This window comes from Candidatus Pseudomonas phytovorans, from assembly GCA_029202525.1.
Classification (GTDB): domain Bacteria; phylum Pseudomonadota; class Gammaproteobacteria; order Pseudomonadales; family Pseudomonadaceae; genus Aquipseudomonas; species Aquipseudomonas phytovorans.
This window is the reverse complement of the sequence record CP119325.1, coordinates 4,401,994-4,418,262: the sequence shown is the minus strand read 5'-3', so window position 1 is coordinate 4,418,262 and position 16,269 is coordinate 4,401,994. Positions and strand designations below refer to the sequence as shown.

General features: G+C 62.9%; 11 protein-coding genes and 1 pseudogene. 6 read left to right on the top strand and 6 right to left on the bottom strand.

Going from position 1 to position 16,269, the window contains the following annotated elements:
- Positions 1 to 75: 75 nt before the first annotated feature.
- Positions 76 to 774: a pirin family protein gene (locus P0Y58_19460; GenBank protein WEK29073.1), complete on the bottom strand. Its 699-nt coding sequence runs from the start codon at positions 772 to 774 to the stop codon at positions 76 to 78.
- Between the two features lie 174 nt (positions 775 to 948).
- Here P0Y58_19460 and P0Y58_19455 point away from each other — a divergent pair, with 174 nt between their 5' ends.
- Positions 949 to 3,465 (top strand): UvrD-helicase domain-containing protein, encoded by a 2,517-nt coding sequence (locus P0Y58_19455; protein ID WEK29072.1) that lies wholly within the window; start codon positions 949 to 951, stop codon positions 3,463 to 3,465.
- A 4-nt stretch (positions 3,466 to 3,469) separates the two neighbouring features.
- Here P0Y58_19455 and P0Y58_19450 read toward each other — a convergent pair whose 3' ends face one another.
- Positions 3,470 to 8,344: an NEL-type E3 ubiquitin ligase domain-containing protein gene (locus tag P0Y58_19450; protein WEK29071.1), complete on the bottom strand. Its 4,875-nt coding sequence runs from the start codon at positions 8,342 to 8,344 to the stop codon at positions 3,470 to 3,472.
- A 195-nt stretch (positions 8,345 to 8,539) separates the two neighbouring features.
- On the opposite strand from P0Y58_19450, the gene P0Y58_19445 reads away from it, so the two are divergent.
- Positions 8,540 to 9,466, top strand: coding sequence for an alpha/beta fold hydrolase (locus tag P0Y58_19445; protein WEK29070.1), 927 nt, complete (start codon positions 8,540 to 8,542; stop codon positions 9,464 to 9,466).
- Between the two features lie 74 nt (positions 9,467 to 9,540).
- Entirely contained in the window at positions 9,541 to 9,960 is a 420-nt protein-coding gene (locus P0Y58_19440; protein ID WEK29069.1) for a VOC family protein, read from the top strand.
- Here P0Y58_19440 and P0Y58_19435 read toward each other — a convergent pair.
- Positions 9,953 to 10,153, bottom strand: a pseudogene (locus P0Y58_19435) (hypothetical protein). The gene P0Y58_19440 and the pseudogene P0Y58_19435 sit on opposite strands and share 8 nt — an antisense overlap.
- A 334-nt stretch (positions 10,154 to 10,487) precedes the next feature.
- Between P0Y58_19435 and P0Y58_19430 the strand changes: the two are divergent.
- Positions 10,488 to 11,369 (top strand): sterol desaturase family protein, encoded by an 882-nt coding sequence (locus tag P0Y58_19430; protein ID WEK29068.1) that lies wholly within the window; start codon positions 10,488 to 10,490, stop codon positions 11,367 to 11,369.
- Here P0Y58_19430 and P0Y58_19425 read toward each other — a convergent pair.
- On the bottom strand, positions 11,352 to 12,038 hold the full coding sequence (locus tag P0Y58_19425) for an AraC family transcriptional regulator (GenBank protein WEK29067.1): 687 nt from the start codon (positions 12,036 to 12,038) through the stop codon (positions 11,352 to 11,354). The two genes, P0Y58_19430 and P0Y58_19425, sit on opposite strands and share 18 nt — an antisense overlap.
- A 192-nt stretch (positions 12,039 to 12,230) precedes the next feature.
- Between P0Y58_19425 and P0Y58_19420 the strand changes: the two genes are divergently transcribed.
- On the top strand, positions 12,231 to 13,910 hold the full coding sequence (locus P0Y58_19420; protein ID WEK29066.1) for an MFS transporter: 1,680 nt from the start codon (positions 12,231 to 12,233) through the stop codon (positions 13,908 to 13,910).
- 129 nt (positions 13,911 to 14,039) lie between these two features.
- Here P0Y58_19420 and P0Y58_19415 read toward each other — a convergent pair whose 3' ends face one another.
- A complete protein-coding gene (locus P0Y58_19415; protein WEK29065.1) occupies positions 14,040 to 14,609 on the bottom strand; it encodes a hypothetical protein in 570 nt (189 codons plus the stop codon).
- Positions 14,610 to 14,645: 36 nt separating this feature from the next.
- Positions 14,646 to 15,032, bottom strand: a complete 387-nt coding sequence (locus P0Y58_19410; protein WEK29064.1) for a VOC family protein — start codon at positions 15,030 to 15,032, stop codon at positions 14,646 to 14,648.
- 215 nt (positions 15,033 to 15,247) lie between these two features.
- Between P0Y58_19410 and P0Y58_19405 the strand changes: the two genes are divergently transcribed.
- Positions 15,248 to 16,153, top strand: coding sequence for a LysR family transcriptional regulator (locus P0Y58_19405; GenBank protein WEK29063.1), 906 nt, complete (start codon positions 15,248 to 15,250; stop codon positions 16,151 to 16,153).
- Positions 16,154 to 16,269 lie beyond the last annotated feature (116 nt).

The following is a 16,269-nucleotide window of genomic DNA, read 5'->3' as shown; positions in this document are numbered from 1 at the left end:
GTACCTGTGGGAGCTGGCTTGCCGGCGATGAGGCCAGTGCAGGCATTACAAGGCAGCCTGCACGGGTCCGATACATCAGGCCACATCCACCAGCACGATCTCGCTGTCTTCAATGGCTGTCACCCGCAGAACGGCTTCCTGCTCGATCGCTACACCGTCGCGGGCCTTGACCCGCAGCCCGTTGGCTTCCACCAGCCCCTTGGCCGGCACCAGGTAACCCCGGCGTGCGGCATCGAAGCGGTACTCGGCGGTTTCACCTGCTCGCAAGGTCGCCGCTACCAGCCGGGCATCGGTGCGAATCTGCAGGCTGTCCTCGTCACCGGCGCGGCCGCTGGCCAGGGTCACGAAGCCTTCGCCACGCTCGCCTTTGGGGAACGGCCGGCTACCCCACTGCGGTGCTTCACCGGTGCGCTCCGGCACGATCCAGATCTGGAAAATACGCGTATCGACGTCTTCCAGGTTGTACTCGCTGTGCACGATGCCGGTACCGGCACTCATTACCTGCACGTCACCGGCTTCGGTACGGCCCTTGTTGCCCAGGCTGTCCTGGTGGGTGATCGCGCCTTCACGCACATAGGTGATGATTTCCATGTCGCGGTGCGGATGCGGCGGGAAGCCGCTGCCGGCCGCGATCAGGTCGTCGTTCCATACCCGCAGGTTGCCCCATTGAGTGCGCGCCGGGTCGTAGTATTCGGCGAACGAGAAATGGTGGTGGGCATCGAGCCAGCCGTGGTTGGCGTGGCCCAGGCTATCGAAAGGTCGTAGTTGCAGCATGATCGTGCTCCTTGAATCAGGGGAATGACGCCATGATGCGCGAATTAAACATCGAAAATAAGCGTAAATATCGGCTAAAAACAATCTGATTAATTGATATTAAAACTGCGTGGCTGCATTCGCTTCATCGCCTAATCCACTGATCTGCAAGCATTCGCTGGCGATTTTCTGTCGATGCGGCGAACATGCCCGCTGATTTGGTTTTTCAACGGAGTGACCGTGGCCCACGAGCAACCCCAGGCCCCCGCCGACCTTACCCCGCCCGCTCAATTGCCCTGGTTTCGACGCCTGGCCGCTCGCCTTCTGGGGCGTGTCTTGACCCGCCTGCAAGCCCAGCACCGCGACTCTTGGTTCCTGGGCCACGCCGAGGGCCAGCGCAGTGGCCATGCCGATGCAGTGCGTGAAGGGTTCGAGCGTGGAAGGGTGGAAGGCTACGAGGCAGGGCGCCAGGTGCTGGTGATCCGTGATGCCCGCCCCGACACCGCTGCCGTACCCGGCCAGGACGACAACCTGTTCGACGACTGGCGCCTGCCGCTCACGACCGAGCTGAAAAAGCGCTTCAAGGCCGATGTCGCCCAGCGCCTGCCCGCCGAGGCGCAACCCAGCGCCGCGCAGTGGAAGCTGATCTTCAGTGACACGCCGTCCACCTGTGTGGTGGCGGGCGCCGGTGCAGGCAAGTCAACGTCGCTGGTGTTGCGCATCCTGCTGCTGCGCCACTATCTGGGTTACGAACTGGACGCGATGACCGTGGTCACCTTCACCCGCGAGTCGCGCAAGGACTTCATCAAGCGCCTGCTGCAGGTATTCGCCCTGTGGCAGATCAACCTGCAACCGGTGCAGGCCCGCGAGCTGGTGCGTACCTTCCATTCGCGCATTCTGCCGCTGGTGCGCAGCCTGCCGGGCTTCGGCCAGGTGCGCGCCTTCGAGACGCTGGGCAACGAGATGCCTGCGGGGCGTGAGGCTGAGGCCGACAGCAACCCGTTCGACCTGCGCCTTAACGATGCCCAGCGTCTGCAGCTGAACCAGTGCTACAGCGGCTTGCTGGGCGAGAGCCCGCGTTTTGCCGAGCTGATAGGCCTGTTGCGTAGCGAAGCCTTGCAACTGAAACCGCTGGACCCTAACAACCCCGATGTGCAGAAGCGCGCACAGGTGACTCAGTTAGCGTCCCAGCGCGACGAAGAACTGTGCGACGTGATCGAGGACCTGTGGTTCGCCGCCGGCGCCTGGCCGATCAAGGGCATAGAACCTTGCCGCGAAACCGTCGATATCCGGGGCAGCCGCTTCCATGTGCATGGCCGCCTGGCGGGGCAGGGGCCTTTGGTCGTGCTGGGCTTTGACCCGGCAGAAAGCGCGCAGTACCAGCGCCCCGGCGCCAAGCTGGCGGTGCGTGCCGAATGGGCGGTCAAGCGCACCCTGTTGCAGGCCTTCTGCGATCGGCCGCTGATCTGGCTCGATAACTACGCCATGGCCCGGCGGCTGGCCGCTTCGCTGGCTGGCGATGCCGTGGCCGGCCCGGGGTTCGAGTACAAGGTCAAGGGTGAACTGGCGCCGGCGCCGTTGCTGGATGCCTTTGTCGGCGCGGCCAGCTTCATCGAGAACCTTGGCCTGGATGTCAACAACGCGGTAGCGGCGATGAGCTTCCCGTCCGGCGACAGCGATGCCTTGTTCTTCGAAGCCCTGGCCCTGTACTGGAAAGCCCTGGAAGCACACCTGCTGGACCAGTCGCCACCGGTCATGAGCTACAACCGCATGTTCGCCCTGTTCGGCGAGAACAACCCGGAAAACCTGCAACTGCTACCCGACCCGTTGTTGCGGCCTTTGGCGCACCTGATGATCGACGAGTTCCAGGACGTGTCGCCGCAAATCGTCAGCTGGCTGCGTGCCAGTCTGGCCGAGATACGCCGACGCGGCCCGGCCATGCACACCGGGCGCCATGCACAGCATTCGTCGCTGCTGTGTGTGGGTGATGACTGGCAGTCGATCTATGGCTGGCGCGGTAGTTCGCCCAAGTACTTTATGGAATTCACCAAGGCCTTCCTGTCGCCGGCCAACACGCGGGTGATGCTGGTCGACAACTACCGCTGCCAGCAGCAGGTGATCGACGCGGCCGAGCACCTGGTCAAAGGCACCCCGGCGATTGCCGGCAAGAAAGCCCGCGCCAATGGCCCGGCTGCCGAGCTGCCAGGTTCGCCGGTAAAGGTCTTCGACCGTGACGAAGCGGCTCTGGGCGAAACGCTGATCGAGCACTACCAGCGGGGCGAAACGGTGATGATGCTGTACCGTAAGGGCAGTGACCGGGCGCTGATGAACGAGCACCTGCAAAGCGTATTGCACGCCGAGGCGGCATTGCCGGCCGAGCAGCGCCGGCTGCGTCAGCTGACCTACCACAGTGCCAAGGGCTTGCAGGCCGATGCGGTGTTCATGCTCGGCGACTGCCAGTACCTGACCAGCTCGCCCTACAAGAACCAGGTGTATCGCCAGGCCGGTCTGGGCAAGGCCGGGGATGCGCAACCGTTCGATACGGCGCAGAAGGAAGAGGTGCAGCGCCTGGCCTACGTGGCGGTGACGCGGGCGGTGCAGCATTGCTACTGGCATGTGGAGGCCGCCAACGGCGATGCGGCAGCGGTGCCCCGGGCGTCGAGCCAGGTGGATGGCCGGCAGGCCTTTTTCGAGGACCTGCGCGGCCAGTAGCGGGCTACCTGTTGTTGTAGTCCTGCGCGTTGGTCAGTTCCTCGAACAGTGCCTGTCGCTGAAGTTCACGCCCGGCCTCCAGCCGCCGGCTGGCCTGATCGTATAGCTGGCTGCTCAGCTCCACCCGGCGCAGTTGGCCGTTTACGCCCAATTGCATGCCGGGCAACGCTTCGCGCATAGCCTGCAGTACCGCGTCATCCAGCGAGGCCACGGCTTCGCTTTCAGGCTCCAGGCAGTAGTCCAGGTACTCCAGGCCTCGATACCATTGCGCATCCAGCCTCGCGAAGCGTTCGCTGAAGTGCTGGGTGAGGTAGCGTTGCCAGATCGGCTGCCGGGCAATCCAGGCCCTGCGTTCGCTGGCCGTGTCATCCAGCAAGCGCACGGCTGCCAAGACATTTTCTTCGACATCGACGCTGATCATGGCCTCGGCCCTATACAGCATGCCTCGGCTGTTTTCAGGGAACTCAAGTTGTCGGCTAAGCGCTTGGCGCAACGCCAGACGTATTTCAATCAGGTCCACGCCGCCTTGTAGCAGCGCTGGGTCCGCGAGCTCATCAAGGCTGTCCAGGGCTGGCAAAGCCAGCGTTTCAGGCTGAGCTACGGCAGGTAGCCTTTCCAGTTCCAGCAGCCCGGCCTGCCGTGCGAGGCGCGCAAGTTGTATGCGCTCACCCATTGCATTGACCATTTCGCGGCGGTACAGCCGCCTGAAATAATTGAACAGGTAGTAGGGGCGGTCTGTTTCTTCGGCCATTACCGTGAAGGTTTGTGCCTCAAGTTCCAGCGCACTGAACCCGTCGGCGCCAGCGTCACCACAGGTGGGCGGGTATTCCTGGGCGACATTGTCAAGGTGCGCGCGTAACGCCTGATCCTGCCCTGCCTGTTCGAGCAGGCGCCAGACCTGATTGGCCATTCTTTGTGGGTTGCTCTGAGCCTGGGCGGAATTGGCCGTGCGCTCCACAACCACACGCAGGTGGCCGCTATCGCCCGCTTCGAACAGGTTTCGCCATAACTGCCGCTGATCGGCATTGGCGCTTTCAAGCCAGGGCTCGTCGTCGCTGTCCGACCATTCGCTGTCGCTACCAGCCTCTACACCGGTTGCGCGTAACCGACGATTGCTTTCGTCGTCCAGGCCGTTCTCATTGAAGTCCCAATAGCCATGTTCGCGGTTCGTGCGTAGCGCTTCGGCGAACGGGCTGGTGACAATGCTGTCGAAGGCTTCGACCTGGCTGATCGGGTTGTAGCTCAAGGCCAGATAGCGCAGCTGCGGATCGGCGTGCAGCATCAACTGGGTGAGGCCACGTGGCCAGGCCTGCAAGCTGCAGTTGCGCAACTGCAGGTTGGCCAATCGGGTCAACCCTGTCACGTCGGGCGGGTACTGCAAGGGATTGTTGGTCATGAGCAAGTCACGCAATGTAGCCAAGTGGGTGAAGCCCGACGCCAGGGTTTCGTCCAGCACGATGTTGTTGCTTTCCAGATCGAGTGCCTCGATCGGCAATTGCCCGAGCACCTGAAGATCGGCAGCCACCAGTTGCAGGGCATTTCCACGCAGGCTCAACTGGCGAAGGCGGGTCAGTCTGCCCAGGCCTTGGCGTATGTCGGTGGTAAAAGCATTCAGGCCATTGGCGCCCAGCTCCAGGACTTCGAGGCCCGGCGTAAGTGCCAGCGCGCGGAACAAACCATCAAAGTCCAGCTCAGGGTTTTGCACCAGGCGCAAAGTGCGCAGCCTTGGGAAACTCTGGAAGAAGTCGGCCGGTATCCGCCTGACACCGATTCGGCGAATATTCAACGTGATGATGTGATCGAACCTGGCTGGCAAGGAGGGCAAGGCCTCGACTTCCAGTGCCTCCAGGGTCAGGCTGTCGGGATCGTCCCGGCGCCAGGCGGCGTTGATCCGTTCACGTGCTTCGACGCGGCCGTCGCGCTGGCTGTCAACGCCCTCGCTTTCCCATTGGCGCAGCGCGGTGTCGAGCGCATCACGCTCGCGCTCCAATGCACCGAGCTGTGCTCCGACATCACCGCGTTGGCGCAGCTGTCGCAGCAAAGCACTGCGTTGACGGGTGTCCAGCCGTGGGTAGAGTGCTCGCAGGCGCCGGTCCGCGGGGCTGAACCAGGATCGCCAGCCACTGAGCGGATAGCCGATGCGCCCGTGCGCCAGGCGCATCGGCGAACGATAGCCAGGCCGCACGGGTTGCTGACCGATCAGCTCGGCGGCATGGGACCGGTTGGCTGCGGCAAGCGCGAACCGCTCCTCGGCATCGGCAGCCGGGTGTTCGGCGGCGAGCGCTGTGTCCAGCACGGCGCTGTCAGGGGTGGCCAATGCCGGGCGATACATCCCGAGCAGGGCCATGTCCAGGCGGGCCCGTGCCTGCATTACCCGGGCCTCTTCGGCAACCCGCAAGGGCACTCGACCCGCAGCCAGGCGCAAACGCTCGCTGGCGTCGGTATGGGCGATGATTTCTTCCAGTGCGCGCCATGGCAGCCCTTGAAACTGATTGGCCAGTGCCTGTGCCGGGGGAGCGAGTGGGGCCTGGTGTTGCGTGTAAAACCGTTCGAAGAGTGTTTCACGATGCCGCCCCAGATGCCGGGCGAGCTGGGTGGCCAGTGCCGTGCCGCGTTCAGCGGGCGTGGTGTTTGCAGGCAGAAGCGCCGTTAATGAATCATCGTCCAGTTGCGCAACCACTCTGGAGCCGAGTGCACCGCCCTCCAGGTCTCCGCGGTTGATTTCCACTTCCACCGCAAAGGCGCCGTCCGGGGCGGTGCCATAGCGCGTGCTTGCTCCCCAGTTTTCCGGGCCATGATAGGCTTTGATCACGTAGCGCTGCGGCCAGCCTTCCAGCTCAGTCAGGCTGGGCAGGGCAAAGTTTCTGTAGGCATGGAGCGGTGCTTGATCACCTACACGTTGTATGAGGTCGTCAACCTGGCGGTTGGACCTGAGCCGATCGAGCACATCGGCCAGCAGAGCGGGTGGCCGTTGTGCGGCAACCTGGGCAAAGCGCAAGGTCGCGTCCTGCTCGCCCGAGCATTTCAACGCCGCCTGCAGCTCGCCTTCGTTCAGGCCGTCAGCGACAGGGCCCAGCCTTCGCAACAGTAAAGGCTGATCCCACTCCACCGGCGCTTCGTGCACACCACGCCAGGTCCCTTCGCCATTGTTGAGCAGCGGCGGGCGATAGGCCTGCGGATCTTGCGGATGGGTCAGCCGCCAGCGGCCCTGCTCCTGTTCCTGTTGATACAGGGTGCTGTCGATCCGTACATAGTGGTGACCGTCTACCGTGTAGCGGCCCTGATGATCGGCTTCGACGCTATCGGGTATCGAGAGCGGGCTCGCATAGTCATCCAGCCTGGCGCTCCACAGGTACTCCTTGCCGTCCTTGACGATGCTCCGCATGCCATCGACAAACCCGGACGCCTTCAACACCCCCGCGCCTGCACCGGCTGCCGCCACCACCCCGATGTTGAGCAGGACCGATTCCAGCTGGGCCAGCGCTTGCGCGTTGTCGCCTGCTTCCCAGGCGCTGATGCCTTCAAAGACACTGTTCATGATCTGCGCTGCGCCAAGCGTCATCATGATCGGGTTCAGGCAAGGGACGAACATGGCCGCGACATTGAGTACGGTAAAACCAAGGTCCAGCCAGTACTCCAGGTTTCGCTGGCGTACCCGCGCGTCCACATCCGCGGTGGGCACCGCTATCGAGCGGGCATCAGCCCTGAGCCTGGCCAGATGGGCTGATTCCAGGTCTGCCCAAGGACGGTTCGGGCGGTTGAACTCTTCGGCCTCCAGGTGAATCGATTCGCGCGGGAGCAGTGCTTGTGTGTCCTGTTGCCCGGCATTTTTGTACAGCGCATGGCTGAGTTTCTGGTGCAGTTCCGCTTGCTGTCGCTGCAAGGCGAGGCCGACGAAGCGCTTGCGATAGTCCTCCTGCAGCAGCTGCTTGTGCAAATGCCGGTGCGCTGCGCCGAGCGACGAATACGCGCTGATCCGGTCGGGCGCCATGGGGTCATAGACAAACACCGGGTCGTGCTTGCCATCGGGCTCCGGCGCGATGAACAGCATCTCGTGGATGGGGATGCCGAACAGCATTTGCTGCCAGCAGCGTAATGGGCGCCCTTTGTAGCGGGGTGCAGTGGCGAGGTCCGCAGCCACTGCGTGCAAGGCGGCCGAGCCGTCGAGGTCGATCAGGCCCTTGCACGCGGCAACACGGACATGCACGCGAAATTCATCGCGGCGCGCGTCCACGGCCAGTGTCTGTATCTGGCTCGCCTTTGTGCCTGCGAAGACCTCGTCAAGGTGGCCCTGATAGCGTTTGCCCAAGTCCAGCGCGCGACATTCAGCGATGAACCTGGACAGCGCAAGACCAGCGATCGGCATGATGTCGTGGCGACTGCGCTGCAGACGTGTGAGCCGGGTCGCGTCGTTGGGGCCTTCGAAATTGTGCAAGGCCGCTTCCAGAAGGCTGCGGTACTGAGGGGCGCCTTTGGCCACGACAGGGCCTGGTCCGGTATGCACGGGTGGGCACCCCGGCACCTCGTCGGGGCGCTCGATGGCAATGGCTTGATAGACGTACTGCGCCTGGCTGATCGGAATATCGAGCTTGAGTTGCTGTTGCAGTAGCGGCGAGCAGTACTCGGTGATGCCTTTCAAGGGCGCCAGCGCGATCTGCAGCGCTGTGCGACTGTTGTCGCGTCGGGCAATGGCCCGCAGCACGGCTTGCTGCGTGAGGGTGTCCGCCTGGCTGAACCAGGGGTAGGGCAACCCGTCTGCATCCAGGTGTTCCTTGCGCAGGCTCTGCACGATCTGGCTGGCATGCGCGTGGTGCAGTGCCTTGCTCCAGTCAGGCAGTGTGCGCACGATCTGCTTGTGGTGTAAGGGGACGTAAGTCATGGGCTTCTCCAGTGCTGGGAGCGCCCATCAAGCGCCAGGTTGGTCGGTGGCGTGGGGTACATAGTTGCCCGATACCGCCGTCGGTTACGCGTATGTGCCTGTCGGCTTGGGGCCAGCACAGCCGGGCAGGCTGGGCCAAGGTGGGTTGTCGGCCTGACGAGTACGCGCCAGGCCCCTGTCAGGGAGATCAACAACATGCGGGCGCCGCTCCATCCCAAGGACCATCTGCTGGACCTGGACGGTATCGAAATCGCCGTGCGCTGTTGGGGGCCGGAGGACGGCATCCCGGTGCTGGCGTTGCATGGCTGGTTGGACAATGCCGCCTCGTTCGAGCGCCTGGCACCGATGCTCGATGGTTGTTTCGTGGTAGCCCCCGACCTGGTCGGCCACGGCCGTTCCGACCATCGCCGCCACGACAGTGGCTACTACCTTTGGGAGCATGCCGAAGACATGCTGGCGGTAACCGACAGCCTGGGCCTGACGCAATTTCACGTGCTGGCCCATGGCATGGGCACCGGTGTAGCGTCGCTGCTGGCGGCCATGACCAGCGGTATTGCCAGCATGACTTTTCTCGACGGCATGGGTGCGCCGTTCACCGTGGCCGAGAATGACCGCGTGCAGCACCTGGCGCGGGCCTATCGGCTCAAACGCATGGTCCAGCGCAGCCAGCTGCCGGGTTTTGCCGAACCCGACCTCGGCCGCTTCAATGACCTGGACACCGCCCTGGCGCAACGCCGCGAGCGCCTTGATACCGAGCTTTCGGACAGTGCCGCACGGCTATTGGCGTTGCGCGACCTGCTGCAAGTGGGTGAAGGCTACTGCTGGCGCCACGACCCACGGCTGGTATTGCCCGAACCCATGCCGCTGACCGAGCGCGACGCCTGCGACCTGCTCAACCAGATCCGCTGCCCGTTGTACCTGCTGTTCGGTCGCCAGGGGGCATTCACCGGCCAGGGCTTTACCCGGCGTCAGGCAGCCTTGCCCAGCCAGGCGAAGGTTTCGTGGCACCCGGGTGGGCACCACTTCCACCTGGATGCCCCGGACCGGGCGCTGGTCGACCAGCTGCTGCGTATCCTGGCGCAGCATGAAGGGGGCATGTTGCAACGGTTGGTAAACGAGTAGCTGATTCTGGCCAGGCCGGGCGAAGCTGGGCTATGGTGGCGAAGGCATTCGCACCCACGGCACAAGGAGCCCGCATGCGACCGTTCGCTATCAAGCACATAGACCATCTGGTTCTGCGGGTCAGCGACCTGCCACGCAGTGTTGCCTTTTACACCGGGCTGCTCGGCTGCCATGTCAGCCGCGTGCGCGAAGACCTGGGTATGGTGCACCTGGCCACAGGCACGGCGATGATCGACCTGGTGACCCTGGATGGCCCATTGGGGCGCCCGGGTGGTGTGGCGCCGGGGCTGGAGGGGCGCAACCTGCACCATTTCTGCCTGCGTATCGAGCCGTTCGACGAGGCCGCGTTGACCGCCTACCTGGAAGCCGCCGGAGTAAAGGTGGAGCCCGCAGAAAAACGTTATGGCGCCGAAGGCGAGGGGCTGTCCCTGTACTGCTACGACCCGGATGGCAACCAGGTCGAGTTGAAGGGGCCAGTACCGCAGGTGGTATGAGCGTGTCAGGGGTATTGAAACGAATGAGGAAGGGGTCATAGGGCCGGTGACCATTCCCTAGCGGATAGTGCCTGGTCACTGGGGAGATGCGCTCGCCATTGAACCCGAGCAACGATTTTCGCGACAGAAAGCTTGGGTCGTAGCCGTAAGCGGTGTAGTTGTGAGTTTGTTTCTTGTCTTTGCACTGACCCAGGTAGAAGGAAAGCGAACTGTCCGGTACCTCGCTCATGAGTCGAGCCCCTCCTGCAATGAATGAATTTGGGTTGTGTGCAGCCCATTCTGAACAGCTGCAGGGATTTTGATACTGGCAGCATTAACAGCTTCGAATGCCCGCACAAACCCTGTGGGAGCGACTTCAGTCGCGAACACCGGCAAAGCCGGTGCCATACACCGTGTCGCCGCCTTCGCAGGTGAACCCGCCTGCACAACGTCCAGATATGCCGCTGCAGGTTATATGCGCAGTTCGTTCAAGCGCCGATGTGTCCCTTGCGCCAACACTGGTGGCTCCTGACTAACTGGAGCCCCCAATGCGCACCCTTTACGCCCCACTGTTCTTCTTCGGTTTCATTGCCGCAGCACTGTCTTTGGCAGCCCACCCGTTGTGGCTATTGCCACTGTTGGCCAGTGCTGTGGTGCTGTCATTGACCTGCGAACAACTCATCCCCTACAAGGCTGCCTGGAACCAGGCTCAAGGCGATAGCCGGCGCGATCTGTGTCATGCACTGATCAACGAATGCCTGACCCTCTGCAATGTGGCGGCCATCCCGCTGCTTGCCCACTGGCTCCCGGGAACAGGCCTCTGGCCTGATCACTGGCCGCTGGCCTTGCAGTTGTTGCTGGCCATTACGTTGGCCGACCTGGGCATCACTCTGGTGCATTACGCCAGCCACCGCAGCCCGCTGCTGTGGCGGCTGCACGCGGTGCACCACAGTGTCACCCGCTTGTACGGCTTCAATGGTTTGATGAAACACCCTTTGCACCAGATGCTCGAAACCCTGGGCGGCACGTTGCCTTTACTGCTACTCGGCTTACCCGTCGATGTGGCTGTGTTGCTGGCGTTCAGTGTGTCTATCCAGCTGCTGCTGCAGCACAGTAATGTGGACATGCGCATTGGCGCCTTGCGTCATGTGTTTGCCTGGGCACCGGTGCATCGCCTGCATCACCTGAAGTACGGCAGCACCGGCGACGTCAATTTTGCGTTGTTCTTTCCGCTCTGGGACCGCCTGCTTGGCACTCGGCTGTACCTGCCAGCCTATACGCTGGCGGACGACGACATGGGCATCGGTGACCGGCCGGACTATCCGCAGGCCTACCTGGCGCAGTTACGTGAGCCTTGGGTGGCCGGGGATGTTCATCCGCCTGCGGTATTACCCGCAGGTCTGCGCCAGGCCTTAGCCGAGCGTACGTAGACGCAAGTGACGCAAAGCCGCCCCGGGGCTGAGGCCGAAGTGGTGGCGAACGCTGCGGGTGAAATGCGCCGAGTCGGCAAACCCCGCAGCCAAAGCCGCTTCTGTTAGGCTGGCGCCGCTCAGCGCCCGTTGCAGGGCCACGCGCAAGCGCTGCCACAGCACCAGCCGGCGCACTGACAATTTCAGAGAGCCGCTGAACAGGCGTTCCAGTTGGCTGATCGACAGCGCGGCTGTGTTGGCCAGTTCCTGGGCCGGCAAGGTCTGCTCGTCGATAGCACGGATTCGCACGAGCGCTTTCTCCAGGCGCGGGTCGAGCGGGCGGCGCGGCCAGCGCCTAAGGCGATCTGCCAGTTCCTCTGCGCTGTTGCCGGCTTGCTCGCAGACCTGGGCAAGGTCTGCCAGGTCGAACGCCAGCGGTTCGGCGAACAAGGTAAGGCAGGGTACGCCATGACTTAGGATGGCATGGGGTTGGCGCGACGCGATCAGCACCTGCGGGCCGCTGCAGATCCGCTCGCCCAGGCGCACCGCGACTTGCGTACCGAGGCCGACAAGCACCTGATGCGCGTAGTGCACGTGGCTGTCGGTCCTGCCTAGCGTGGACCGCAGGAGGCAGTGATCGTCAGCCAACCAGATGTCGCCCTGCCAGCCCGGTGTTGCCGTTTCGTTCATGCCGCCCTCTTCTGTATGGCCCAGCGGGTGGATATCCCGGCAAAGCCGATTATGCTTCAGTTACCTTGCTGCGATCCGAGGCGGCCCGCCTTGTCGTGCTTCGCGCAACCAAAGCAAGCCCAGGGCCTGGGTGCGACGGTGAAGTGGTTGTGAGGTGCTCCGGCCTGCATGACGACAAGACGGAGGCAACCCATGGCGGTTATCGACAGCGCATCCACGGGCAGTAGCGCGCCCCAACGCGGTATTACCAGAGAGGAGCGCAAGGTCATCTTCGCCTCGTCCCTGGGCACGGTGTTCGAATGGTACGACTTCTACCTGTACGGCTCCCTGGCTGCAATCATTGCCAAGCACTTCTTTGCCGGGGTCAATGAAACCACTTCGTTCATCTTCGCCTTGCTGGCGTTTGCCGCCGGTTTTGCCGTAAGGCCGTTCGGCGCCATCGTGTTCGGCCGCCTGGGCGACATGATCGGGCGCAAGCACACCTTCCTCATCACCATCGTCATCATGGGCCTGTCTACCGCCGTGGTGGGTCTGCTGCCCAGTTACGCTTCAATCGGCGTTGCAGCACCGGTTATCCTGATCACCCTGCGCATGCTGCAGGGCCTGGCGTTGGGCGGTGAGTACGGCGGCGCGGCCACCTACGTGGCCGAGCATGCGCCCAAGGGCCGGCGCGGCTTTTTCACCGCCTGGATCCAGACCACCGCTACCTTGGGGCTGTTCCTCTCGCTACTGGTGATCATGGCTTGCCGCACGATCATGGGTACCGAAGTGTTCGAGGCCTGGGGTTGGCGGGTGCCGTTTTTGCTGTCGATACTGCTGCTGGCGATTTCGGTGTACATCCGCATGCAGCTCAACGAGTCGCCGGTGTTCCTGAAGATGAAGGCCGAGGGCAAAGCGTGCAAGGCACCCCTCACCGAGTCTTTCGCCCGTTGGGACAACCTCAAAGTGGTGATCATGTCGCTGCTGGGCGGCACCGCCGGGCAGGCCGTGGTGTGGTACACCGGGCAGTTCTATGCGTTGTTCTTCCTGTTGCAGATGCTCAAGATCGAACCGCAAACGGCCAACCTGCTGATTGCCGGCTCGTTGCTGATCGGCACGCCGTTCTTCATCTTCTTCGGCAGCCTGTCTGACCGTATTGGCCGCAAGAAGATCATCATGGCCGGCTGCATCATCGCTGCGCTGACCTACTTCCCGATCTTCAAGGCGCTGACCGAGTACGGCAACCCGGACGTGTTTGTCGCCCAGGAGCAGAACCCGGTTGTAGTGCTGGCTGACCCTGGCAGCTGCGCGTTCCAGTTCGACCCGGTAGGCAAGGCCAAATTCACCAGCTCCTGCGACATTGCCAAGAGCCTGCTGGCCAAGCGCGCCATTCCTTATACCAACCAGGCGGCCGAGCCTGGCAGCGTGGCGCAGATTCGTATCGGTGAGCGGGTACTCCCAAGCTTTGAAGGCAGCAGCCTGGCGGCAGCGGACTTCAAAGTGCAAAGCGAGTCGTTTACCGCCACCTTGAGTGGTGCGCTCAAAGAAGCCGGCTACCCGGAAAAAGCCGACCCGGCGAAGATCCACTACCCGATGGTGCTGTTGTTGCTCACCATTCTGGTGATCTACGTGACCATGGTATACGGGCCGATTGCCGCCTGGCTGGTGGAGCTGTTCCCGGCGCACATTCGCTATACCTCGATGTCGCTGCCTTACCACATCGGCAACGGCTGGTTCGGTGGCTTCCTGCCCACCGTGGCGTTTGCCATGGTGGCGGCGACCGGAGATATCTATTACGGCCTGTGGTACCCGATCGTGATCGCGGTGATGACGGCGGTGCTGGGGATTTTCTTCCTGCCGGAGACCAAGGACCGGGACATCAGCCACACCTGAAGGGTGGTGCCACCTGTACCGGCCTCTTCGCGGGCTCGCCCGCTCCCACAGGAACTGCACAGCTTTCGAGACTTGTGCTGTACCTGTGGGAGCGGGCGAGCCCGCGAAGAGGCCGGCACAGGCTATCGATCAGTCGAAGTAGCCACGCAAGCCAAAGGCATACCCGGTATCCACTTGCGCAGCCTCACCCCGGCTCCAGCGCTTCTTCAACACAAACTCGAACGCCGGCTCGTACAGCCCGTCACGCACCAGCGCTCCCGCCAGCACTTCTACGTCATACCAGCCATTGTCCAGCTCGATGACCGGCCGCCCCGGCACCTGGTAGCGGGCAATCAGGTCACCCAGAGTCTTGGGCGTGAAGTGCTGCAGTATGCGCCAGGTGTACAGCATCAGCGCCCCGTACTCGACCCGCAGCACATAACCATTGCGCCGGTGCTTCAGACGGCTGCCGGCCTCACGCAGGGCCGGGGTGTGGCCATCGAGGGTGAACAGGATGCGGTAGGGCAGGTTGTCGACCCCGGCCAGCGGCAGCACGATGCCTTCACGCACGGCCTTGTCACCGCTGTCGTCATGGGTGAAGGCATAGGCCAGGTCGTCCGGTAGCGCATGGTCCTGCTTGAAGCGCTCGAGTAGCTGGAGATCACCAAGCAGAAAGTAATCGACCAGGTCGTTGAGTACTTCGCTGAATTCGTGGCGCATCTGTTTTCCTTATTGGTGCGCGTGGGGGTGAGGCTGTCAGTGTTTCTGGGCGATCTGGATCAGGTTGCCACAAGTGTCATCGAACACGGCCACGGTGACCGGGCCCATGTCGGTGGGCGGCTGGGTAAACTGCACGCCCGCTGCGCACAGCCTAGTGTATTCAGCCTGGATATCACGTACGCCGAACGAGGTGGCGGGGATGCCGTCCTGCTTGAGGGCCGCTTTGTACACCTTGGCTGCCGGGTGTGCGTCTGGCTCCAGCAGCAGTTCGACGCCATGGGGATCGTTAGGTGAGGTCAGGGTCAGCCAGCGGTGCCGGCCCATGGGAATGTCGTGCCTGGGCTCGAAACCGAGTACGTAGTGGTAGAAGGCCAGGGCCTTTGCCTGGTCGTCGACGAGAATGCTGCTGACCACGATCTTCATAGGCGTATACCGTATTCCTGAGGCCGTTGGGTATCAGTAAAGACGTTTGGGGGTTTTTGGCCAGCAGCTAGCCCCGGGCTCAGGCCGGTGCGCTATAAAAAACCTGCTCAAGCCATAGGTAAATCCTTCATCACCCGGCCCCCATCCGCCAGCGGGCAGGGTTAAAGTGTGAGGCATGATCCCAGCGCGCCCACACCGGCGTCAAAGAGGTGCCCGTGGCTACCTACACCTTGCGACAACTCAAGTACTTCGTCACCACCGTGGAGGCCGGCAGCGTTGCCGAGGCCTCGCGCCAGCTGTACATCGCCCAGCCGTCCATCTCCACGGCCATCAAGAGCCTGGAAGAAAGCTTCGGTGTGCAGTTGTTCATTCGCCACCACGCCCAGGGCGTGTCGCTGACGCCCAGCGGCAAGCGCTTCTATGCCAAGACCCGATCGCTTCTGCAGATGGCCCACGAATTCGAGCAGAACGCCCTGGCCGACAACGACACCGTGGCCGGGCAGATCGACATCGGCTGTTTTGAAACCGTGGCACCGCTGTATCTTCCGCGCCTGATCGCCGGCTTTCGCCAGCGTTACCCGGGCGTGGATATCCGCCTGCGCGACGGCGAACAGCAAGAGCTGATTCAGGGCCTGACAGCCGGAACGTTCGACCTGGCGTTTCTCTACGATCATGACCTGGACGGCACCATCGAAGCCGAGCCACTGATGCCACCGCAAAAACCCTACGTGCTGTTGCCTGAGAACCACCGCTTTGCCGGCCAGGCCCAGGTATCGCTGCGCGACCTGTGCCCGGAGCCGATGATCCTGCTGGACGTGGCCCCCAGCCGGACCTACTTCGTCAGCCTGTTCAACGAGATGGGCCTGACGCCGAACATCGTCTTCAGTTCGCCGTCGATCGAGATGGTGCGTGGCATGGTCGGGCAGGGCTTCGGTTTTTCGCTGTTGGTGACCCGCCCGCATTCGGCATACACCTACGACGGCCAGCGCCTGGCCATGCTGGATATCGCCGAGCCGGTGGCGCTGTCGGGGCTGGCAGCAGCGTGGTTGAAGCGAGTGCAGCTGACCAAGCCTGCGCAGTTGTTCGTGGAGTTCTGCCGGGAAGAACTGGCGAAGTTCTGAGGCCGGGCCGGCAGCACCTGCCCAGTGGTTTGCGACAAGGGGCACATACGCCGACGCATTGTAGATTTCCCGTCTAGGCTTGCTGACTTAGGTGCGGCTTGCAGGTCTATCCGTGG